General features: G+C 74.2%; 18 protein-coding genes. 11 read left to right on the top strand and 7 right to left on the bottom strand.

What is annotated here, in order from left to right; translation table 11 throughout:
• Positions 1-27 precede the first annotated feature (27 nt).
• Positions 28-822, bottom strand: a complete 795-nt coding sequence (locus tag DBP14_RS31915) for an aspartate/glutamate racemase family protein (RefSeq protein ID WP_129311055.1) — start codon at positions 820-822, stop codon at positions 28-30.
• Between the two features lie 57 nt (positions 823-879).
• On the opposite strand from DBP14_RS31915, the gene DBP14_RS31910 reads away from it, so the two are divergent.
• On the top strand, positions 880-2,055 hold the full coding sequence (locus DBP14_RS31910; protein ID WP_129311053.1) for a glycosyltransferase: 1,176 nt from the start codon (positions 880-882) through the stop codon (positions 2,053-2,055).
• Between the two features lie 56 nt (positions 2,056-2,111).
• Here DBP14_RS31910 and DBP14_RS31905 read toward each other — a convergent pair whose 3' ends face one another.
• Positions 2,112-3,497, bottom strand: coding sequence for a TerD family protein (locus DBP14_RS31905; RefSeq protein WP_129311051.1), 1,386 nt, complete (start codon positions 3,495-3,497; stop codon positions 2,112-2,114).
• 285 nt (positions 3,498-3,782) lie between these two features.
• On the opposite strand from DBP14_RS31905, the gene DBP14_RS31900 reads away from it, so the two are divergent.
• The 5 genes from DBP14_RS31900 (at position 3,783) to DBP14_RS31880 (ending at position 8,913) form a co-directional block, all read left to right on the top strand.
• A complete protein-coding gene (locus DBP14_RS31900) occupies positions 3,783-4,208 on the top strand; it encodes a DUF6643 family protein (protein WP_129311050.1) in 426 nt (141 codons plus the stop codon).
• A gap of 43 nt (positions 4,209-4,251) precedes the next feature.
• Positions 4,252-5,076 (top strand): MOSC N-terminal beta barrel domain-containing protein, encoded by an 825-nt coding sequence (locus DBP14_RS31895; RefSeq protein WP_129311048.1) that lies wholly within the window; start codon positions 4,252-4,254, stop codon positions 5,074-5,076.
• Positions 5,077-5,301: 225 nt separating this feature from the next.
• Positions 5,302-5,907 (top strand): hypothetical protein, encoded by a 606-nt coding sequence (locus tag DBP14_RS31890; protein WP_129311046.1) that lies wholly within the window; start codon positions 5,302-5,304, stop codon positions 5,905-5,907.
• 166 nt (positions 5,908-6,073) lie between these two features.
• On the top strand, positions 6,074-8,509 hold the full coding sequence (locus DBP14_RS31885) for a right-handed parallel beta-helix repeat-containing protein (RefSeq protein WP_164992555.1): 2,436 nt from the start codon (positions 6,074-6,076) through the stop codon (positions 8,507-8,509).
• Between the two features lie 53 nt (positions 8,510-8,562).
• The gene (locus DBP14_RS31880; protein WP_129311044.1) at positions 8,563-8,913 is read left to right on the top strand and encodes a hypothetical protein; all 351 of its coding nucleotides are present in this window, start codon (positions 8,563-8,565) and stop codon (positions 8,911-8,913) included.
• A 6-nt stretch (positions 8,914-8,919) separates the two neighbouring features.
• On the opposite strand, the gene DBP14_RS31875 is transcribed toward DBP14_RS31880, so the two are convergent.
• Positions 8,920-11,220 carry a hypothetical protein gene (locus DBP14_RS31875; RefSeq protein WP_129312182.1) on the bottom strand — a complete coding sequence of 767 codons (2,301 nt, stop codon included), beginning with the start codon at positions 11,218-11,220 and terminating at the stop codon, positions 8,920-8,922.
• Between the two features lie 367 nt (positions 11,221-11,587).
• Between DBP14_RS31875 and DBP14_RS31870 the strand changes: the two genes are divergently transcribed.
• Both DBP14_RS31870 and DBP14_RS31865 read left to right on the top strand, forming a co-directional pair.
• Complete coding sequence (locus tag DBP14_RS31870; RefSeq protein ID WP_129311042.1) at positions 11,588-12,412, top strand: DeoR/GlpR family DNA-binding transcription regulator; 825 nt, start codon at positions 11,588-11,590, stop codon at positions 12,410-12,412.
• Between the two features lie 91 nt (positions 12,413-12,503).
• Positions 12,504-12,968, top strand: a complete 465-nt coding sequence (locus tag DBP14_RS31865; RefSeq protein WP_129311040.1) for an SRPBCC family protein — start codon at positions 12,504-12,506, stop codon at positions 12,966-12,968.
• Positions 12,969-12,983: 15 nt separating this feature from the next.
• Here the strand turns inward: DBP14_RS31865 and DBP14_RS31860 are convergent, their stop codons facing one another.
• Positions 12,984-14,108, bottom strand: a complete 1,125-nt coding sequence (locus tag DBP14_RS31860) for a PLP-dependent cysteine synthase family protein (RefSeq protein WP_129311038.1) — start codon at positions 14,106-14,108, stop codon at positions 12,984-12,986.
• 306 nt (positions 14,109-14,414) lie between these two features.
• Here DBP14_RS31860 and DBP14_RS31855 point away from each other — a divergent pair, with 306 nt between their 5' ends.
• Entirely contained in the window at positions 14,415-14,738 is a 324-nt protein-coding gene (locus tag DBP14_RS31855) for a hypothetical protein (RefSeq protein ID WP_129311036.1), read from the top strand.
• Between the two features lie 206 nt (positions 14,739-14,944).
• The gene (locus DBP14_RS31850; protein ID WP_129311034.1) at positions 14,945-15,529 is read left to right on the top strand and encodes an ATP-binding protein; all 585 of its coding nucleotides are present in this window, start codon (positions 14,945-14,947) and stop codon (positions 15,527-15,529) included.
• A gap of 439 nt (positions 15,530-15,968) precedes the next feature.
• Here DBP14_RS31850 and DBP14_RS31845 read toward each other — a convergent pair whose 3' ends face one another.
• Genes DBP14_RS31845 through DBP14_RS31835 form a run of 3 tightly spaced genes read right to left on the bottom strand, consistent with a single transcriptional unit; the run spans position 15,969 to position 19,563 of the window.
• Positions 15,969-18,530 carry an ABC transporter permease gene (locus DBP14_RS31845; protein ID WP_129311032.1) on the bottom strand — a complete coding sequence of 854 codons (2,562 nt, stop codon included), beginning with the start codon at positions 18,528-18,530 and terminating at the stop codon, positions 15,969-15,971.
• Positions 18,527-19,276, bottom strand: a complete 750-nt coding sequence (locus DBP14_RS31840) for an ABC transporter ATP-binding protein (RefSeq protein WP_129311030.1) — start codon at positions 19,274-19,276, stop codon at positions 18,527-18,529. The genes DBP14_RS31845 and DBP14_RS31840 overlap by 4 nt, the downstream gene beginning before the upstream one ends.
• The gene (locus DBP14_RS31835; RefSeq protein WP_129311028.1) at positions 19,273-19,563 is read right to left on the bottom strand and encodes an SHOCT domain-containing protein; all 291 of its coding nucleotides are present in this window, start codon (positions 19,561-19,563) and stop codon (positions 19,273-19,275) included. Before DBP14_RS31835 ends, DBP14_RS31840 begins: the two co-directional genes overlap by 4 nt.
• Before the next feature lie 165 nt (positions 19,564-19,728).
• Here DBP14_RS31835 and DBP14_RS31830 point away from each other — a divergent pair, with 165 nt between their 5' ends.
• Complete coding sequence (locus DBP14_RS31830) at positions 19,729-20,319, top strand: TetR/AcrR family transcriptional regulator (protein ID WP_129311026.1); 591 nt, start codon at positions 19,729-19,731, stop codon at positions 20,317-20,319.
• The last annotated feature ends 21 nt before the right edge of the window (positions 20,320-20,340 follow it).

The raw sequence follows: 20,340 nt of genomic DNA, 5'->3' as shown, positions 1-20,340 counted from the left end.
CCGGGCGGCCCAGCGGCCGTACGTCTCTCAGCGCCGGTCGGCGAGGGGGCCGACGGCGGTCAGCAGCCGCCCCTCCGCGTAGCTCAGCGCGGTGTCGGGCAGTTCCGCCTCACGTCCGCTGAGCAGCACGGTGAGCGCGGTCTCCGCGGGGGCGTCCGGTTGCGGCTCCGCTCCGATACGGCGCAGCGCCTGGGCGGCGACGGCGCCGGCGGACCCGTGCAGGATGAGCGGCGGTCGGCCGGGCCGCTGGACGGCGGCGCGGATGCGGTCGGCGACCAGTTCGTAGTTGGTGCAGCCCATGACGACGGTGGTCACGTCGTCGGGGGTGCGGGCGGCCGCGGCGGCGACGGCGACGGAGACGGCCGCCTCGTCGGCGTGGTGCACGGCGTCCGCGAGCCCTGGGCAGGGCACCTCGGTGACGGTCACACCGTCGGCGAACCGGTCGATCAGGTCGCGCTGGTAGGCGCTCCCGGTGGTGGCGGGGGTCGCCCAGATGGCCACGGGCCCGCCGCCCGCCGCGGCCGGCTTGATCGCCGGGACGGTGCCGATGATCGGCAGCTGTGGTTCGAACCGCGCGCGCATCTGCGGCAGGGAGTGCACGGAGGCCGTGTTGCAGGCGACGATCAGCACGTCGGGCCGGTGCGCGGCGGCGGCCTCGGCCACGGCGATGGCCCGCTCGGTGATGTCCTCGGGGGTGCGCGGGCCCCACGGCATGCCGTCCGGGTCCCAGGACAGCACCAGCTCCGCGTCGGGCCGCAGCCGGCGTACCGCGGCGGCGGCGGGGAGGAGGCCGATTCCGGAGTCCATGAGCGCGATCTTCACCCGGCCACGATAGTCGATGAGCCGGTTCGGGCCGGTGGCGTGGGGCAGACTGCGCCCGTGAGCGCCATCGTGTGGATCGCCGTCGTGTCCCTCCTCTCCTGGTTGTGGCTGTCGCTCTGTCAGGGCTTCTTCTGGCGCACCGATGTGCGGCTGCCGCCCCGAGACGATCCGGGGGTGTGGCCGTCGGTGGCCGTCGTGGTCCCCGCGCGGGACGAGGCCGAGGTGCTGCCGCTGAGCCTGCCCTCGCTGCTGGCGCAGGACTATCCGGGGCGGGCCGAGGTCTTCCTCGTCGACGACGGCAGCACGGACGGCACCGGTGAAGTGGCCCGCGAGCTGGCCGCGCGGACCGGGGGGCTGCCGCTCACGGTGGGCTCCCCCGGTGAGCCGCCGGCGGGCTGGACGGGCAAGCTGTGGGCGGTGCGGCACGGCATCGGTCTGGCACGCGCGCGTGAGCCCGAGTTCCTGCTGCTGACGGACGCGGACATCGCGCACGCGCCGGACAGCCTGCGCACGCTGGTGGCGGCAGCCCGCACCGGGGGCTTCGACATGGTGTCGCAGATGGCCCGGCTGCGGGTGGAGAGCCTGTGGGAGCGGCTCGTGGTGCCGGCGTTCGTCTACTTCTTCGCGCAGCTGTACCCGTTCCGGTGGATCGGCCGGCGAGGGTCGCGGACGGCGGCCGCGGCGGGCGGCTGTGTGCTGCTGCGCGCCGGCGCGGCCGAGCGGGCGCGGATCCCGGACGCCATCCGGCACGCCGTCATCGACGACGTGGCGCTCGCGCGCGCGGTGAAGGGCGGTGGCGGACACATCTGGCTGGGGCTGGCCGAGCGGGTGGACAGCGTGCGGCCCTACCCGCGGCTGCACGACCTGTGGCGGATGGTCTCGCGCAGCGCGTACGCGCAGCTGCGGCACAACCCGCTGCTGCTCCTCGGCACGGTCGCGGGTCTGGCGCTGGTGTACCTGGTGCCGCCGGCGGCGGTCGTGGCGGGCGCGGTCGCGGGCAGTGCGGCGACGATGGCGGCCGGTGCGCTGGCGTGGGCGGTGATGACGGCGACGTACCTGCCGATGCTCCGTTACTACGGGCAGCCGCTGTGGCTCGCCCCGCTGCTGCCGTTCACCGCGTTCCTCTATCTCCTCATGACGGTCGATTCGGCCGTGCAGCACTACCGGGGGCGCGGGGCCGCCTGGAAGGGCCGGACGTACGCGCGTCCGGGTGCCGTGCCGGACGAGGGCTGACCCGGCGTCCGCACACCGCGGGGCACCGGGTCACCGGGCCGCCGTCGCCCCGGCGGCTACTTGCGGCCGGGCGTCCAGTTCATGCCCCACCCGTAGGAGCGGTCTATGGTCCGCTGCGGACTCACCCCGCGCTCCGGCACCAGGTACCGCGCCTCCCGCTGGACGACGAGGTCGCCGCCGGTGTTGGTGAGGAGGGCGAGCGCGCACACCGTGGAGGGGACGGTGCACTCGTCCAGGGAGAAGTCGACCGGTGCGCCGTGCTGCGGCTGGAGAGTGACCGTGGCGTGCAGGTCGGCGAAGGAGGTGGCTCCTTCGTAGATGGTGACGAAGACCAGGATGCGCCGGAAGTCGCCGCGGTGGTCGAGGTTGATGGTGAGGTTCTCGCCGCTCGCGACGGCGCCGGTGCGGTCGTCGCCGTCGAGGTGGATGTACGGCGGCCGGTGCAGCGATCCGAACGCGTTGCCGAGGGCCTGCACGACGCCCTTGCGGCCGTCCGCGAGTTCGTACAGGGCGCACAGGTCCAGATCGAGGTCACCGCCCCCGGCGCCCCACCGGCCGCCGAAGCGTTTGCGGGTCTGCCAGTTGAGGTTGACCCGCATGGTGCCGGAGGTGCCGCCCTGTTTCGCCAGCGAGACCGAGGGGGCGGCTTTGGTGAGGGTGACCTTGGACAGACGGACCGGGGCGGCGGGCGCTGCCGGGGCGGCCGGGGGCGGCGGGGGCACGGGAGCGGGCCGGGTGTTCGGGGGCGGCGGCAGCGGGGCGGGGGTCGCACCGGCCGGGGGCGGGGGCAGCGGGACAGGCGTCGCACCGGGCGGGGGCGGCGGCAGTGTGACGGGAGCCGGGGCCGGGGTGGCCGGCGCCTGTGTCGTCAGAGGTGGCGGGACAGGAGGGGCGGTCGGAGCGGTGGCCGGTGCGGTGTGCTGCGGCTCGTCGACGGTGATGCCGAAGTCCGTCGCGAGGCCTTCGAGTCCGCTGCTGTAGCCTTGGCCGACGGCCCGGAACTTCCAGCCGCCCTGGCGGCGGTAGAACTCGCCGAGCACGAACGCGGTTTCGGCCGTGGCGCCGGGGCTGTCGAAGCGGGCGACGACACCGCCGGCGGCCGCGTCGCTCACCTCGATGTAGAGGTCCGGGACCTGGCCGAAGGTGCCCCCGTCCGCGGACGCGGCGAGGACGACGCGCTCGATGGCGCCCTCCACGCGCGCGAGGTCCACAAAAAGAGTGTCGGTGACGCGGCCGCCGGTCGTCCGCTTGCCCTCGTGACGGACCGCTCCGGAGGTGTGCGCGGGCTCGTTGTAGAAGACGAAGTCGCCGTCGGAGCGCACCTTTCCGGCGGCCAACAGCAGCGCCGAGGCGTCCGCGTCGGGTACGCCGGCACCGGAGCGCCAGCCCAATTCGACGCGCAGGGCCGTGGTCGGCACCGGCGCATTCGATCCTTTCGCCATTGACATGTCCGCCCCCATCAGGTGTCGGCGCCCGGCCGTCCCGGTCATCCCTACCCGCTCAACCTATTCCCGTCGGCCGCGGAACGCGTGCGAACGGCACACGAAGATCACCGGTCAACCGCCGGTAACCCGCCAGGAGCTCGGGCTTTACACGAATCAAACCGTGTTCGACGTCCATTTTTGCCAAGTTCGCTCGGATTGGGGATCCCAACTCACTGGCGACACGGAAAACAACCCTCTTATCGGTCTCCCCAACCAGCACATCGTGGGCTTAACTTATGTGCCATGACCTCCCCCCGCTCCACTTATGGTGGCGGCTACTACTCCGCCTCCTTCCCGGACACCCCGATCTACGACTCGCTCGTCGCCGAGCGGGGCACCCCGCAGATCGCCCCGATCCGGGTCCCGGCCGCCTACGACATGGGCAGCAGCCTGCCCGCCCTGCCGTCGGCGCTGCCCGCCCTCCCCGCGGGCCCCTCGCAGGCTCCGGCCTACGGCTATCCGCAGATGACGCCCCAGCCGCTGCAGCAGGCGCCCACGGCGTACATCCCGCAGCAGGCGAGCGCGCCGCGCGGCTATCCGGGACCGCAGGCCCCGCAGCAGCGCCCGATGGCCCCGGGCACGGGGTACGAGGCGATGCGTCCGGCGGCACCGCGACCGCAGGCCCCATACCAGGACCCGTACAACAACCAGCAGTACCGCGGCTACTGACCGGCGCGCCCCGGCTGTCGGCGCCGCCTGGCACGATGGCCGTATGGGGTACGCCGAGCTGCAGTCGATCCACGTCCATCCGGTCAAGGCGCTCCGGGGCTTCTCGCCCCGGGAGGCCGTGGTGGAGCCATGGGGCCTGGCCGGTGACCGCCGCTGGGTGCTGATCGACGACGGGGGAAAGGTCGTCACCCAGCGGGAGCAGCCGCGCCTCGCACTGGCCGCCGCCGAGCCGATGCCCGGCGGCGGCATCCGGCTGTCCGCGCCCGGACACGAGCCGCTGGCGGTGGCCGTGCCGGAGCCCACCGTGACCGTGCCGGTGGACATCTTCGGCACGAAGGTCGAGGCGGTGCCGGCGGCGGAGGCCGCCCATGCCTGGTGCTCCACGTATCTGGGGGCCGGGGCGCGGCTGGTCCACATGGACGACCCGGCCGCCCGCCGCCCGCTCGACCCCGACTTCGCCCGGCCCGGCGAGACGGTGAGCTTCGCCGACGGCTACCCCCTGATGGTGACCACCGTCGCCTCCCTGGACTCGCTGAACTCCCTGATCGCCGCGGGCGATCGCGCGGCCGAGGGCCCCCTGCCCATGAACCGTTTCCGGCCGAGCGTGGTCGTCGCCGGGACCGAGCCGTGGGCCGAGGACGACTGGTCGCGCCTCGCGGTCGGCGAGGTCGAGTTCCGGGTGACCAAGCCGTGCGCGCGCTGCGTCGTCACGACGACCGGCCAGGACACGGGCGTCCGCGGCCGGGAACCGCTGCGGACGCTGGCGCGCTACCGCCGGTTCGGACAGAGCCTCCTGTTCGGTCAGAACCTGGTGCCCCTCTCCCCCGGCGTCATCCGAGTCGGGGACCCGGTGCGGATCCTCGCGTAGCCGGCCGCCGGACTCCACACCCCGGACGAGACCCCCGCGACAGCCGCGGGAAGACACCCCGAACGAGTGCCGCGACCGGGAACCCGAAGACGGGCCCCGGTCGTTGCGTGATTGTGAGAAGTTCATGAGAGGTCCCGGTCACAGGGGATGCCGCGCACTGCTCGACGCGTCGGCGGCGGGCGGCTGAGGCCGGGGCCTTCACGAGCGGGAAGGGGGTGCGGGAGCGTGCGGGTGATCACCGGCCTGTGGCGCTGGCGGCGCAATCCGCTGCGCCGCGCGACCGATCTGACCGAGGCGTGGGTGGCCCTCGTGGCTCTGCTGCTGATCGCCGTGGCCGCACCGCTGACCGGATCCCTGGTCGGCGCCGCCGCCCAGAACTCCCTGCAGCGGTCCGTGCGGGAGCAGCGGCACGCCCGCCACCTCGTGACGGCCACGGTGGTGCGCCGGCTGGGCGGCGCTCCCGCGGCGAACGATCCGGACTCCGCCACCGCACGCCGCATCCGCAGCCGCGTCCTCGCCGACTGGCGCGCGCCGGACGGCAGCGAGCGGCGCGGCCCGGTCCTGGCCGCCCTCAAGTCCCCGCGCCAGGGCGACCACTTCCAGGTCTGGACGGACACGCGCGGCCAGATAGCGACCCGCCCGCTGGATCCCGCCACGGCGACGACCCACGCCGTGCTGGCCGGGCTCGGCGCGGCCCTGGCGGTCGGCGGGCTGGTCGAGAGCGTCCGCCGGCTGATCGTCTGGCGCATGGTCCGCCGGCGGTACGCGGGCTGGGACCGGGCCTGGGACCGGGCGGGCCCGGACTGGGGCAAGGCAGGCACCGGCAGCTGACGGCCTGAAGCCTCTGGTCAACCCATGGTCCGCGCGCACGCTACGGTGGACCGGCCGAGACGCTTTCGGCGACGACCCGCGCGTGGACAAACCCGCCGCGGCGCGTTCCTGGCGCCCCGGCGGCGAACGAGTCATCGGTACGACGAGGTGGGGGCACGGCAACGCCATGGCACAGGGCACGGTCCAGGTGACGCACACCGGCACATCGCGGTGGCGGCGCCGCACGGGTGAGTACGCGTCGCTCGCCGCCGCCCTGGAGGCCGCCGCCGACGGCGACGTCCTCACCGTCGCACCCGGCACCTACCGGGAGAACCTCGTCGTCCAGCGGGCGGTGACGCTGCGCGGACCGGAGGGCTCCCCGGGCTCGGTGCGGATCGCGCCGGCCGACGGGGTGCCGCTGACGGTGTGCGCCTCGGCCGTGGTGCGGGACCTGCATGTCGAGGGCCAGGACGCGGCCGCGCCCGCGCTGCTCGTCGAGGAGGGCACGCCCGAGCTGCACGACCTGAGGATCGTCACCCGGTCCGCGGCCGGCGTCGAGGTGCGCGGCGGGGCCCGGCCGACCGTGCGCCGCTGCACGGTCGACAACCCGGCCGGCATCGGCATCGCCGTCCTGGACGGCGCGGGCGGGGTGTTCGAGGAGTGCGAGGTCGTCGCGGCCGGGCAGGCGGGCGTCGCCGTCCGCGGCGGTGCCCGGCCCCGGCTGGAGCGCTGCCGGGTGCACCACGCCTCGGGCACCGGGCTGACGGTGACCGGCGAGAACTCCGCGCTGGAGGCGTTCGGTTGCGAGGTGTACGAGGTCCGGGGCGCCGGGCTGCAGGTCACCCAGGCGGCCATGGCGCAGCTGACGGACTGCGACGTGCACCGCACCACCGCCGACGGGGTCACGCTGGACACCGACGCGGTGCTGACGCTGGCCGACTGCCGGATCCACGACATCCCGGAGAACGCGGTGGACCTGCGCTCCCGCTCGGTGCTGACCCTGACCCGGACGACGGTCCGTCAGTTCGGGCGCAACGGCCTGTCGGTGTGGGATCCGGGCACCCGGGTGGACGCCAACCAGTGCGAGATCTTCGACAGCACCGGCGACTACCCGGCGGTGTGGGTGAGCGACGGGGCCACGGTGGTGCTCGACTCGTGCCGGGTGCACGACGTGCCGGACGCCCTGTTCGTGCTGGACCGCGGCTCGCGCGCGGACGTCGTCGACAGCGATCTGTCTCAGGTGCGCAACACGGCGGTGTCGGTGAGCGACGGCGCGACCGCGCAGCTCGACGACTGCCGGATCCGGGAGGCGGCCACCGGCGCCTGGTTCCGTGACCACGGCAGCGGCGGCACGCTCAACAACTGCACCGTGGACGGCACGCAGACCGGGGTGATCGTCACCAAGGGCGCGGACCCGGTCATCGAGCGGTGCACGGTCGACTCCCCCGCCGAGGCGGGCTTCTACGTCTCGGCGGGCGGCCGGGGCAGCTTCCTGGGCTGCCGTGTCACGGGCAGCGGGGGCTACGGCTTCCATGTGATCGACGGCTGCCGCACGACGCTCAGGAAGTGCCGCACGGAGCGGTGCGCCCGCGGGGGCTACGAGTTCGCGGACGGCGGCCCCGACGGGGTGGCCGGGTCGGGCCCGGTGGTGGAGGAGTGCACGAGCGACGAGAGCGGCGGCCCGCGGCCCCCGGCCGCCCGGGAGACGGCGGTGGAGACGGCGTCCCGGCCGGCCGGGCTGCTGGGTGCGATCCCGGGACAGCGCAGCACGGAACAGGAGCCTCTCGTGGCGGCTTCCGAGCCGGAGCCGGCCCGGACGTCGAAGGCCGTCCTCGGTGAACTCGACGCGCTGGTGGGTCTGGAGAGCGTCAAGCGGGAGGTACGGGCGCTGACCGACATGATCGAGGTGGGCCGGCGCCGGCAGCGGGCCGGCCTGAAGGCGGCCTCGGTCAAGCGGCACCTGGTGTTCACCGGCTCCCCCGGCACCGGCAAGACGACGGTCGCCCGGCTCTACGGCGAGATCCTCGCCTCCCTGGGCGTGCTGGAGAAGGGCCACCTGGTGGAGGTGTCCCGGGTGGACCTGGTCGGGGAGCACATCGGCTCGACCGCGATCCGCACCCAGGAGGCCTTCCAGCGGGCGCACGGCGGCGTGCTGTTCATCGACGAGGCGTACGCGCTCTCCCCCGAGGACGCCGGCCGGGACTTCGGCAAGGAGGCCATCGACACGCTCGTGAAGCTGATGGAGGACCACCGGGACGCGGTCGTGGTGATCGTCGCCGGGTACACGGCGGAGATGGAACGCTTCCTGTCCGTCAACCCCGGTGTGGCCTCCCGCTTCTCCCGGACCATCACCTTCGGCGACTACGGCCCCGGAGAACTGCTGCGGATCGTGGAACAGCAGGCCGACGAGCACGAGTACCGGATCGCGCCGGACGCGTCCGAGGCGCTGCTGACGTACTTCACGGCGCTCCCCAAGGGGCCCGCGTTCGGCAACGGCCGCACGGCACGGCAGACGTTCGAGGCGATGGTCGAGCGGCACGCGAGCCGGGTCGCCCAGCTCGACGACCCGAGCACCGACGACCTGACTCTGCTGTACGCCGACGACCTGCCGGACCTGCCCTAGGGCCCGTCTGCCCCAGCCACCCGACGACCGCTCACGCTCCTGGAGGATCCCGTATGAAGGTGCTGGCCACGCTCGCCCGGCTCTACGTCGACGACCTCGACGCCGCGCTGCCGGCGCTGCGCGCCCTGACGGGTGAGGACACCCGCACCCGTTTCCACCACCGGGGCGTGGAGGTGGCCGGCATCGGCGGCTTCCTGGTCGTCGCGGGGGGCGAGGAAGCGCTCGCCCCGTTCCGGGCCACGCAGAGCACGGTCCTCGTGGACGACCTGGACGGGCTGCCGGCGCTGCTGCGGGAACACGGCGGGGAGATCGTCGACGGCCCGAACCAGGTCCCCACCGGCCGCAACGCCACCGTCCGGCACACCGGTGGAGTCGTCCTGGAGTACGTCGAGCACTTCGGCTGACCGGAGTCAGCCCGGCGGTTCCGGTTCGGGGCGCTGGGCGGGCAGCTCCGGGTGCAGCCGGGCCAGGAGCCGGCCGCGTACGCGCGCGAACACGGGGTCGGCCTGGTAGTCGGAGTGGCCCAGGACCGGGGCCGGGAGCGGGTGTTCGGCGGTGCGGCCGTAGGCGAGGGGGTCCTTCAGCGGGGCGTGGTCCACGTCGGGGCCGTGGTCGTCGGGGAGCCGGACCGGGCCGCCGATGGGGTCGGTGCGCCGGTACAGGTTGCGCCAGCAGGCGATCTCCCGGTGCAGGGCGCTGAGCGCGGGCGGCCCGAAGTGGGCGGGGAACCATCGGCCGTAGAGCCGTTCCAGTGGGGAGCCGTAGGTGAGCAGGGCGACCCGGCGGCGCACGGACGGGGTCAGCTGCCAGGCGGCCGCCGCGGCGAGGACGCTGCCCTGGGAGTGGCCGGAGAGGACCAGACGGCCACCGGTCCGCTCGGTCCAGGTCGCCATCCGCCAGGTCAGGTCGGGGACCGCGCGTTCGGCGTAGCAGGGCGGGGCGAACGGGTGGGCGGCCCGCGGCCAGAACGTGCCGACGTCCCACAGGATGCCGATGGTGCGCCGGGCGGAGGCGTCCTTGTAGGCGCGCCGGCCCCAGGTGACGAAGGTCAGGAAGCCGAGGCCGACCAGCCAGGAGCCGAGCGCCTGTGACGTCTCGGCGACACCCTGGACGGCGGTGAACGTCCTGCGGGCCGCGCCGTCGGGTGTGCGCCCGGTGGCCAGGGCGCCGGACAGGGCGGCGGCGCCCAGCAGCAGGGTGGCGGCGGACAGGACCGTGACGACGAGCGGGGCGCGGTCCGTGAGGGTAGCCATGGCCCGCGCGTGGGCGATGGCGCGGGTGCGGGCCGGGTACTCCGGCTCCCCCGGGTGCTCCTGGCGCACCCGCACGCGTTCGGCGCGGCTGCGGCGAGCGGTGCGCACGGCCAGCACGGCGGCCAGGACCAGCAGCACCGCCAGCACGGGCGGGATGGTGGACGCCTGCCAGGTCAGCAGCAGCGCCGGCCCGTCGAGGCCGGCCCGGGTGCCGTCCAGCCAGTCGGCGACCCGCTGGGCGAGACCGCCGGAGATGACACCGCCGAGCGCGCACGCGAGCAGGGCGACGGCCGGTCCGCCGAGACCACGCATCCCGGCGCGCGGGTCGGGGTCGCGGCGGTACAGCCTGTGGGCGACGGCGCCGAGGACGACGACCAGCAGTCCTTGGACCAGCATGAGGGTGCCGAACGCCGCGTCGCCGGGCAGCCGGCCTGCGGACCGCCAGCCCGGCCGGGACCAGCCGGCGTACAGCAGGGCGAGCAGGAGCACGGCGAGGGCGCCGAGCGGCAGCAGGCGGACGAGACGGCGGTCCAGGGTGCGGTCGGGGCTGCGCTCGCTGCGGCCGCGTCGGCAGACCACGCCGGTCACGGCGAGCGCCCCGGCGCCGAGGGCGGCGGTGAGCGCCCAGCTCAGCGCGTCCAGTGCCGCCGGGCCGCCGGTCCGGTGGTCGAAGCGGGCGGCGGGCGCGGTGACGGCGGCGGCGACTGTGAGCAGCCCGGCCGCGGTGTGCGCGGCGCGCAGCCGGGCCACCAGGCGACGGCCGTACCAGAAGCCGGGCCGGGCCAGCGCGCTGCCGTCCGGGTCGGGTTCGGGGTCCCGGGCCATCGGCTGGTGAGACTCGTACGCGCTCCAGGTGCGGTGGGAGAGGTACCACAGCAGGGCGGTGAGGGCCGCCGGGGCCACGGCGGCGAGGGCGAGCCGGCGGCCGGGCGCGCTCCACCAGGGGCCGCCGGTGGCGCCGGGCGTGAGGAAGGCCAGCCAGGAGTGGCGTCCGGCGCAGGCGGCCGTACCGGCGCACTGCCAGGCCACCAGGTCCAGGGCGACTTCGCAGGCGGCGGCGACGAGCAGGACGGTCAGGGTGAGCGCGGTCAGCCGCACGAGGAGGCCGTAGAGCCGGACGGCGCGCGGGCGGCCGGGGGCCGCGGGGCGCATCCAGTGCGCGAGGTTGACCACCATGAACGGCAGCAGCAACAGCCACAGGGCGCGGGTGGAGTCGCCGGAGGTGAGGTTGCACCAGACGTACGCCTCCCGCACCGGCCCGTCGCGGTGGCCACCGGGCCGGATCTGGGCGTGGACGTCACCGGTGTGAACCGCCTCGGCGTGGACGTCCTCCGCGTGGACGTCCTCGGCGCGCCGGAAGATCGCGGCCGTGTCGTCGCCGGTGATCCGGACGGTGCGCGGGTCGCCGAGCATCTTCTGCGGGGTGGTGCCGCCGACGCCGTGGACGAGGAGTTCCAGGTCGGGCTCCGGGGCCGGCCGCCCGGCCGGGCCGCTCGTCCGCCGCCCCGCGCCGCGTTCCTGCGCACGCTCCACTGTCCGCACTTCCCCCGTGACGCTCCTTGAGGCCTCCTGCCCGTGCGGGCACCAGGATCCTCCGGTTGCGGGGCGGAACGCAGCTCCCGGCGCGGAATCTCCCCGATCCGGGTGACACCGGCCGGCCCGTCGCGGGGCGACTGGCACGATCACCTCGTGCCGGGTAATGGCGCAACCGGTGCCCCCACGTGAAAAGATGGGACGCCCCCACACCGGGGACGGCCGAACACCCTGGTCGCGGCAGGTGTGACGGGTGTGTCGGACGGCTGGCGGCGAAAGGACCGGAGCGTACGTGAGCGAGAATCAGAACCTCCTCGCGGAGCAGCGCCGCGCCCTGATCCTGGACGAGGTCCGGCGCCGGGGCGGTGTGCGGGTCAACGAACTGACCCGCAAGCTCGGCGTGTCGGACATGACCGTGCGCCGCGACCTGGACGCGCTCGCCCGCCAGGGTGTGCTGGAGAAGGTGCACGGCGGCGCGGTGCCGGTGGTCGAGGCGAGCACGCACGAGCCGGGGTTCGAGGCCAAGTCGGGTCTGGAGCTGACCGCCAAGGAGGACATCGCGCGCTCCGCCGCCCGCCTGGTCAGCCCGGGCACGGCGATCGCCCTGTCCGGCGGTACGACGACGTACGCGCTGGCTCAGCACCTGCTGGAGGTGCCCGAGCTGACCGTGGTGACGAACTCGGTGCGGGTCGCGGACGTCTTCCACGCGGCGCAGCGCACCTCGGGGCAGCGGCAGGGCGCGGCCACGGTGGTGCTGACCGGCGGGGTGCGCACGCCGTCCGACTCGCTCGTGGGACCGGTCGCCGACCAGGCGATCGGCAGTCTCCACTTCGACCTGCTCTTCCTGGGCGTACACGGCATATCGCTGGAGGCGGGCCTGTCCACGCCGAACCTCGCGGAGGCCGAGACCAACCGGCGGCTGGTGCAGTCGGCGCGGCGGGTCGTGGTGGTCGCCGACCACACCAAGTGGGGCACGGTGGGCCTGAGTTCGTTCGCCGCCCTGGAGCAGGTGGACACGCTGGTCACCGACGCCGGGCTGCCGGGCGAGGCGCGGGCGGAGATCTCCGAGCACCTGCGGCTGGTGGTGGCGGGCGAGACCGAGGACGACGACATCTGACGGCCCGCCAGCTACCCTGAGCCCCGTCGTCTCCCGGTCCTGCCGAGGGACTCGGGCGGTTCAAGGGACTGCACAGGGGGTGTCGTCGTTCATGGCTCGTCGTCTGCGCCCGGTGGGGATCGACTTCGTCGGGACCGCGCCGGTACGGCTCGTGTTCACCCGGGACGTCGCCGCCGCTCCGGAGGCGGTGTTCCGCGCGCTCGCCGAGGACGTGTCCGGCTGGCCGGAGTGGTTCTCGGCGGTGACCTCGGCCCGTCCGACCGAGGGCGGGCGCGAGGTCCGGCTGCGGGGCGGTACCCGCTTCGAGGAGTCGGTGCTGGTGGCGAAGGCACCGGAGGTGTACGCGTACCGCGTCGACGTGACCAACGCGCCGGGGGCCCGCGCCTGGGTCGAGGAGTGGCAGCTCACCCCGGCCGCCGGCGGGACCCGGATCCGGATGACCTTCGCTCTGGACGGGACCGCCGCGTTCCGTCTTCTGTGGCGCCTGGTCCGTCCGGGCGTGGGCCGCGCCTTCCGGGACGCGGCCCGCGCCCTGGAGCGCCGGCTCGCCGGTTAGGTTCCGGCCGCGGCGTCAGTCCGGCCAGCTGCCCGTCGCGAGCAGGGTGTCGATGGCGGTGGTGTACGGCGTGATGTCGAGGCCCTGTTCGGCCAGCCACGCGTCCGAGTAGTACTTGTCGAGGTAGCGGTCGCCGGGGTCGCACAGCAGGGTGACCACGCTGCCGGTGCGGCCCTGGGCGACCATCTCGGAGACGATCTTCAGCGCGCTCCACAGGCCGGTGCCGGTGGAGCCGCCCGCCTTGCGGCCGATGGCCCGCTCCAGGGCGCGCACGGCGGCGACGCTGGCCGCGTCCGGCACCTTCATCATGCGGTCGATGGCGCCGGGCACGAAGCTCGGCTCCATGCGCGGGCGGCCGATGCCCTCGATGCGGGAGCCGCAGTCGCAGCCGACGTCCGGGTCGCCGGTGGTCCAGCCCTCGAAGAAGCAGGAGTTCTCCGGGTCGGCGACGCAGACGAGGGTGTCGTACTGCATGTAGTGGACGTAGCGGGCGAGGGTCGCGGAGGTGCCGCCGGTGCCCGCGGTGGCGACGATCCAGGCGGGTTCGGGATACCGCTCCAGCTCCAGCTGGCGGAAGATCGACTCGGCGATGTTGTTGTTGCCGCGCCAGTCGGTCGCCCGTTCGGCGTAGGTGAACTGGTCCATGTAGTGGCCGCCGGTCTCCACCGCGAGGCGGGCGGACTCCTCGTACATCTTCCGGGAGTCGTCCACGAAGTGGCACCGGCCGCCGTGGAACTCGATCAGACGGCACTTCTCGGCGCTCGTCGTGCGCGGCATCACCGCGATGAACGGCACGCCGATCAGCTTGGCGAAGTAGGCCTCGGAGACGGCAGTGGAACCGCTGGACGCCTCGATCACCGGCCGGTCCGGCCGGATCCAGCCATTGCAGAGGCCGTAGAGGAACAGCGAGCGGGCGAGGCGGTGCTTGAGGCTGCCGGTCGGGTGCGTCGACTCGTCCTTCAGGTACAGGTCGATGCCCCAGTGCTCGGGCAGCGGGAAGCGCAGCAGGTGGGTGTCCGCCGAGCGGTTGGCGTCGGCCTGAACCTTGCGGACGGCTTCTTTCAGCCAGTCGCGGTAGGCGACGTCGCTGCGGTCGACGTCGAGGGTGTCGCCGGTGCGGATCTGGGGGACGGGGCTCACGGCGGTGCTCCTTAGGGTGGTCGCCGACGGCGCTGCGCGCGGCCGACACCTCGATCATAAGCACCCTTAGCACCACTTCCCACCTGCATAAACGTATCTTTGAGCCACCCCAAGACCGGCCTGGGGCACAGGCGTACGAAACATTCGGGGGCGCATTCGGCCAAGTGCTCCGGGCGCTCGTCGCACCTGCCCCGCGCGTACTGGTGCAGCACGCCGCATCGGAGCAGACTGCTCCGGACGGGACGGTCGTCCCGCACGGGGCGCACACTGGATCACGCAGGGAGACGCGCGAGGGGGCGGCGAGGAATGGCGGAGCCGGAGTTCACGGCCATGGGCGTGCGGATCGGCAAACGGCTGCGTTCGCTCACCCGGGCCGGACAGGTCCGGATCAACGACGGCAGGCTGGAGTTGCTCACCAGCTACGGCAGTGAGATCGACAGCGCGCCCGTGCAGGCGGTGCGCGCGTCCAAACCGTGGTTCGCGGCGGACGACCGCGCGCTGGCCGACCTCAACGGCAAGCGGTACCTGCTGACCCTGGGCGACCACGACCCCGCTCCGGGCGAGCCGGGGCCGCCCGCCGCGCGGCGGTTCATCGAGGCGGTGCGCCGGGCCGCCGGACGTGGCGGCTGAGCGGCCCGCCGTCGTGGCGAGTTGCGGGAGCGCGTGCGCTACGTCACGCTGGTCTCACGTCACTCTGGGTTTACCGGCGATAACGCTGCGAACCAGCCCGCCGGCCATGACAGCAGGCGGACGTTTGGACGCAAGCTCCCTGCTGGATCCGTTGTTCTCCGTGTTCCTCCGGTTCGTCCGGACCTCTGCATCGGGGAGTCGCAGCCGTGATCAGTCACCCAAGCAGGCACTGCACGGTGGAGCTCCAAGCCCTGCCGTCGCGGATCGGCCAGGTCCGCAGAATCGTATCTGCGCAGTTGCGCTACTGGCATATGGACCCGTTGATAGACCGCGCCGCGCTCGGTGTGACCGAGTTGCTCAGCAACGTGCACCGGCACGCCCAGCCGGACAAGTCGTGCACGGTCGAGCTGGAGCTGCGCCCCGACCGGCTCACGGTGTCGGTGCGCGACCACGATCCGCGCCTTCCGGTGGTGGCCGAGGTGTCCGACGCGGCCGACATCGCGCCGATGGCCACCTGCGGGCGGGGGCTGGCGATGGTCGCCGCGATGAGCGAGAGCTGGGGCGCGCGTCCGGACGGCGACAGCGGCAAGACCGTCTGGTTCACCCTGCCGGCCGCACCCGTGGCCCGCAGGCAGCCGGCCCGCACCCCGCGCCGCACCGAGGCGCAGCCGTCCGCCCCGCGCTTCGTCGAGGTCCAGCCGACCCCGGCCACCGTACCGGCCGCGGCCCCGGCCGTCGCCCACGCCGAGGCCGCGGCCCCCACGCCCGCCCGGTCGGCCGTCCCGGGCTGAGACCGCCTGCGGCGCTCGGGCGGGAGCGAGGCGCCCGGGGCGGGTGAGCGGCGAGGCGCGCCTGCGGTCGGGCCGGAGGTCCGCCGCACGCGCCCCACGCCCGGGAAGCCGCCTGCAGCGCGCAGCCGGTGAGACCGCTGAAACACCGCGCGGGCGGCGGGTCACGACGACCCGCCGCCCGCGCGGTGTTCAGCAGGGCCGAAAGGTGTTGAAGCCGGCCGGGCGTTTCTCGGCCCGGCCGGGCGTCGGGCCTGGCCGCCGGCCTCGGAGGCGCGGCCGGTCGCGGGCCGCTCGTGCCTTCCCCTCGCGGCCGGGCCCGCCGCCGGACCTCCTGCCGCCGGGCCCGGCCGGGCCGGGTGGGTGTCCGCCGGGCCGGGAGTGTGCTGATGCGGTCCGGCCGGGAAGGTCTCGGGCGGTTCCGTGCCCACCCGCGCCCCCCTCAGTCCGTGGCGATCGCTCGGAGCACGTCCAACCGGGCTGCTCTGCGCGCCGGGCGGAGGGCTGCCAGGGCGCCTGAGAGGAGGCCGATGAGGGCTACGACGGCGAGGCGGGCCGGAGGCAGCGCGAAGGCGAACGCGGTGTCGCTCGCGCCGTCGGAGGCCTGTACCAGGACCCAGCCGAGGAAGGCGCCGAGACCGAGCCCGCCGGCCGTGCCGAACGCGGCGACCAGGACCGACTCCCAGCGGACCATGGCCCGGAGCTGGGCGCGGGTCTGGCCTACGGCCCGCAGCAGCCCCAGTTCCCTGGTGCGCTCGTGGACCGCGAGGGTCAGGGTGTTGGCGATGCCGAGCAGGGCGATGGCGACCGCGAGGGCGAGCAGCGCGTAGACCAGCGTCAGCATCATGTCGATCCCGCCGGCCGAGGACTGCGCGTACTCCGCGCGAGTCTGCACCTCCGGGTTGCCGTAGCGGTCGGCCACCGTGCGCACCGCGGCCTTGCCCGCGCCGGTGCTCACCCCCGGCTTGAAGGTGACGGCGACCAGCCTGTCGGAGTCCTGGGTGCGGTGCGGGGCCCACGCGGCCCGGGTGATGACGTAGTCGCCGGCGAGTTCCGACTGGCCGTAGACCGCCCGGACCGTGAACACCTTGGTGCTGCCGTCGGTGAAGGTCAGGCGTGCGCTGTCCCCGGTGCGCAGGCCCTGCTCGCCGGCCTCGGCCCGGGTGAGCGCGATGCCGTCGGTGCCGAGGTGGCGCAGGGAGCCCGTGACGGTGCCGAGGTCGAAGGTGCGGGCGAGCGCGGCGGGGTCGGTGACGGTCAGCGCCCTGCCCCTGCCGTCGACCTCGGCGACACCACGGCCGAGTCCGACGGCGGTACCGACCTGGGGCAGCCGCTGCAGGGCGGGAGCCAGCCCGGGGCTCAGCCCGCTGCCGCCCGCGCCGAAGGACGGGGCGCTGACGGCGACGTCGCCCGCGAAGGACCGGGACACCGTCCGGTCCATGGTTGCCTTCAGCGAGGCACCGAACACGGTGAACAGGGACACGACGGCCACGCCGATCATCAGCGCGCTCGCGGTGGCGGCGGTCCGCCGGGGGCTGCGCAGCGCGTTGCGGCGGGCGAGTCGGCCGGTGACCCCGCGCAGCCTGCCCAGCGGGCTGCCGAGGAGTCGTACGGCGGTGGAGGCGGCGACCGGGCCGAGGACCACGAAGGACGCCAGGGCGAGCAGCGCGCCGAGCGCCGCGAGCCATACGGACGGGGTGTCCAGGACGCCGGTGAGCGTCGTCAGCAGGGCCGCCGCCCCGAGGGCCGTGCCGGCGACCGTGCGCCCGCGTGAGGCTCCGGAGGAGTCGACGGCCGTCTCGCGCAGGGCCGCCAGCGGGGCGGTGCGTCCGGCGCGTACGGCTGGCAGCAGTGCGGAGCCCAGGCAGACGGCCACGCCGACGGCGAGCGGCAGGGTCATGGACAGGGCGGTGAGGACCAGGGTGCCGCCGGGGAAGGGGAATCCGATCGCCGGGAAGAGCGCCTGGAGGCCGGCGGCGATGCCGATGCCGCCCGCGAGTCCGGCCAGTGAGGCGGCGACGGCGACGACGGCCGCCTCGGCGAGAGCGGCTGCGGACACCTGCCGGCGGGAGGCGCCGAGCGCGCGCAACAGGGCGTTCTCACGGGCGCGTTGGGCGACGACGATGGCGAACGTGTTGTGGATGGAGAAGGTCGCCACGAGCAGGGCGATGCCGGAGAAGACGAGCAGGAGGGTCGTGAAGAGGGTCAGGAACTGGCTGGAGATCATGTCGGTGTTCTCCTGTGCCGCCTGCTGACCGGTGATCGCCTCGACTCCCCCGGGCAGCACCGGGGCCAGCCGCTTCACCAAATCCTGCGGGCCGACGCCGGGCACGGCCCGGACCTCGATGCTCGCCGCCTGCCCCGGCCGCGCCGTGAGGTACTTCTCGGCGTCGGCCCGGGTCATGCCGGTGTAGGTCACCTGGGCCATGCCGTCCTGCCCGCCGAAGGTGGCGAGACCGACGATCCTCACCCGTACGGGGTCCGGGGTGCGCAGGATGGTGGTGTCGCCGATCTTGAGGCCGCCCTTCTCGGCGGCACCCCGGTTGACCACCACGTCGCCGGACCGGGCGGGGGCGCGGCCCTCGGCCAGCCGGTACGGGTTGAGCTGCTTGTCGGTGATCCAGTTGCCCGCGACGGTGGGCGGGCCCTGACCGCCGACCGGCTTGCCGTCGGAGCCGACGAGTTGGCCCGCGCCCTGGATGTCCGGTGCGGCGGCGGCCACGCCCGGAACGCGCTCGATGGTCTTCACCAGCGACGTGTCGACGGGCCGTCGTACGCCCTGGGCCTCTCCCGGAGTCGTGATGGCGTCGGCGCCGCGCACGACGACGTCCGTGCCGCTGGTGGCCTCACCGAACATGGTGTCGAAACTGGCGCGCAGCGTGTCGCCCATGACGAGGGTGCCGGCCAGGAAGGCGACGCCCAGGAATACGGCGAAGAAGGTGCCGGCGAAGCGCCGCCGGTGGGTGCGCAGCGAGGTGAGGCCGATGCGGAACGAGGAGTTCATGACCCCACCTCGAAGGCTTTCATCCGGTCCAGGACCGTGTCGGCGGTCGGCGACGGCATCCGGTCGACCAGCCGCCCGTCGGCGAGGAAGAGCACCTCGTCCGCGTGCGCGGCGGCGACCGGGTCGTGAGTGACCATGACGACGGTGCGGCCGGTCCGCCGTACGGCCCGGCCGAGGAGGCCGAGGACCTCCTGGCCGGAGCGGGAGTCGAGGTTGCCGGTCGGCTCGTCCGCGAAGACGACGTCGGGGCGGCCCGCGAACGCGCGGGCGACGGCGACGCGTTGCTGCTGGCCGCCCGAGAGTTCGGTGGGCCGGTGGTGCAGCCGGTCGCGCAGTCCGACGACGTCGACGAGCGCGTCGATCCACTCGCGGTCGCCGCGCCGGCCGGCCAGGTCCAGCGGCAGCGTGATGTTCTCCTCGACCGTCAGCGTCGGCACCAGGTTGAACGCCTGGAAGACGAAGCCGACCCGGTCGCGGCGCAGCAGGGTCAGCCGGCGGTCGTCGAGCGCGCCGAGTTCGGTGTCGCCGATGTAGGCGGCGCCCGAGGTGAGGGTGTCGAGGCCGGCGGCGCAGTGCATGAGGGTGGATTTGCCGGAGCCCGAGGGGCCCATGATCGCGGTGAAGCGGCCGGCGGGAAAGTCCACGTCCACGCCGTCCAGGGCGCGTACGGCGGTGTCGCCACCGCCGTACACCTTCACCGCGCCGGCCACCCGGGCGGCCGTCCGCAGCGCGGTCGCCGTGGTCATGCCGCACCGCCCTTGCCGGTGCGGCCGAACTGCTCCTCCAGGACGGACAGCCGGCGCCAGTACTCGTCCTCGTCGATCTCGCCGGAGGCGAAGCGGCGGCCGAGGACCGCCAGCGGCGAGTCACCGGCCGGGCGGCCGCCGTCCACGGTCCGCCAGGGGCCGCCCCGGCCGCGCCAGGCGGTGCGGCGCAGGAGGGTGACGGCGCCGATCCCGACGGCCGCCCAGATCAGCGGGAAGAACAGGATCCACGGGCCGGGTCCGCCGTCCCAGTTCGCCAGGGTCTGCATGTCGGTTCATCTCCGTCGTCCGCAGGGTCTTGGGGTATGTCCCGAGGCTCCCTCCGGCAGGGGGTCCGGGTCGTCGTGCGGCCGGCGGCACTGTGCGTACCTCCCGGGGAGTACATGGCTCCGTCCTGGCTGCTCCCAGGAGACTGGCGGATTGTAACTACTAGTATGTACAGTTGCGGCATGAGCACCCCGGAGCGACTGATCGAGTCCACGCGCGAGCTGCTGTGGGAGCGGGGCTACGTCGGCACGAGCCCCAAGGCCATCCTGGAGCGCGCGGAGGCCGGCCAGGGCAGCATGTACCACCACTTCAAGGGCAAGCCGGATCTGGCCCTGGCGGCGATCCGCCGGACCGCGGAGGAACTCCGGGCCGCGGCGGAGGGTGTTCTGGACGGGCCCGGGACGCCGTACGAGCGGATCGAGGCGTACCTGCTGCGCGAGCGCGACGTGCTGCGCGGCTGCCCGATCGGCCGGCTGACCATGGACCCGGACGTCATCGCCAGCGAGGAGCTGCGGGCACCGGTCGACGAGACGATCGCGGCGATCCGCGACCGGATCGCGGCGATCGTCGAAGAGGGCAAGCGGGACGGGCAGTTCGCGCCCGATCTGGACGGCGGGCAGATCGGCGCCGCCGTCCTCGCGACGGTCCAGGGCGGCTACGTCCTGGCCCGCGCCGCCGGCTCCCCCGCCGCGTTCGACGCGGGCGTCCGGGGCCTGCTGTCCCTGCTGGCGCCCCGAACCTGCCCGCAGACGAACTGAGTTGACCCTCCGCCCCGGAGA

The organism is Streptomyces sp. L2 (assembly GCF_004124325.1).
Taxonomy (GTDB): Bacteria; Actinomycetota; Actinomycetes; order Streptomycetales; family Streptomycetaceae; genus Streptomyces.
This window is presented reverse-complemented; position numbering and strand designations above follow the sequence as displayed.

What these genes read in the sequence shown, in the direction of transcription:
- DBP14_RS31840 (WP_129311030.1), bottom strand. Translation starts at nt 19,276, where the DNA reads ATGACCACGGCGACCGCGCTGCGGACGGCCGCCCGGGTGGCCGGCGCG.
- DBP14_RS31905 (WP_129311051.1), bottom strand. Translation starts at nt 3,497, where the DNA reads ATGGCGAAAGGATCGAATGCGCCGGTGCCGACCACGGCCCTGCGCGTC.
- DBP14_RS31855 (WP_129311036.1), top strand. Translation starts at nt 14,415, where the DNA reads ATGGCGGAGCCGGAGTTCACGGCCATGGGCGTGCGGATCGGCAAACGG.
- DBP14_RS31895 (WP_129311048.1), top strand. Translation starts at nt 4,252, where the DNA reads ATGGGGTACGCCGAGCTGCAGTCGATCCACGTCCATCCGGTCAAGGCG.
- DBP14_RS31835 (WP_129311028.1), bottom strand. Translation starts at nt 19,563, where the DNA reads ATGCAGACCCTGGCGAACTGGGACGGCGGACCCGGCCCGTGGATCCTG.
- DBP14_RS31830 (WP_129311026.1), top strand. Translation starts at nt 19,729, where the DNA reads ATGTACAGTTGCGGCATGAGCACCCCGGAGCGACTGATCGAGTCCACG.
- DBP14_RS31900 (WP_129311050.1), top strand. Translation starts at nt 3,783, where the DNA reads ATGACCTCCCCCCGCTCCACTTATGGTGGCGGCTACTACTCCGCCTCC.
- DBP14_RS31845 (WP_129311032.1), bottom strand. Translation starts at nt 18,530, where the DNA reads ATGAACTCCTCGTTCCGCATCGGCCTCACCTCGCTGCGCACCCACCGG.
- DBP14_RS31885 (WP_164992555.1), top strand. Translation starts at nt 6,074, where the DNA reads ATGGCACAGGGCACGGTCCAGGTGACGCACACCGGCACATCGCGGTGG.
- DBP14_RS31865 (WP_129311040.1), top strand. Translation starts at nt 12,504, where the DNA reads ATGGCTCGTCGTCTGCGCCCGGTGGGGATCGACTTCGTCGGGACCGCG.
- DBP14_RS31880 (WP_129311044.1), top strand. Translation starts at nt 8,563, where the DNA reads ATGAAGGTGCTGGCCACGCTCGCCCGGCTCTACGTCGACGACCTCGAC.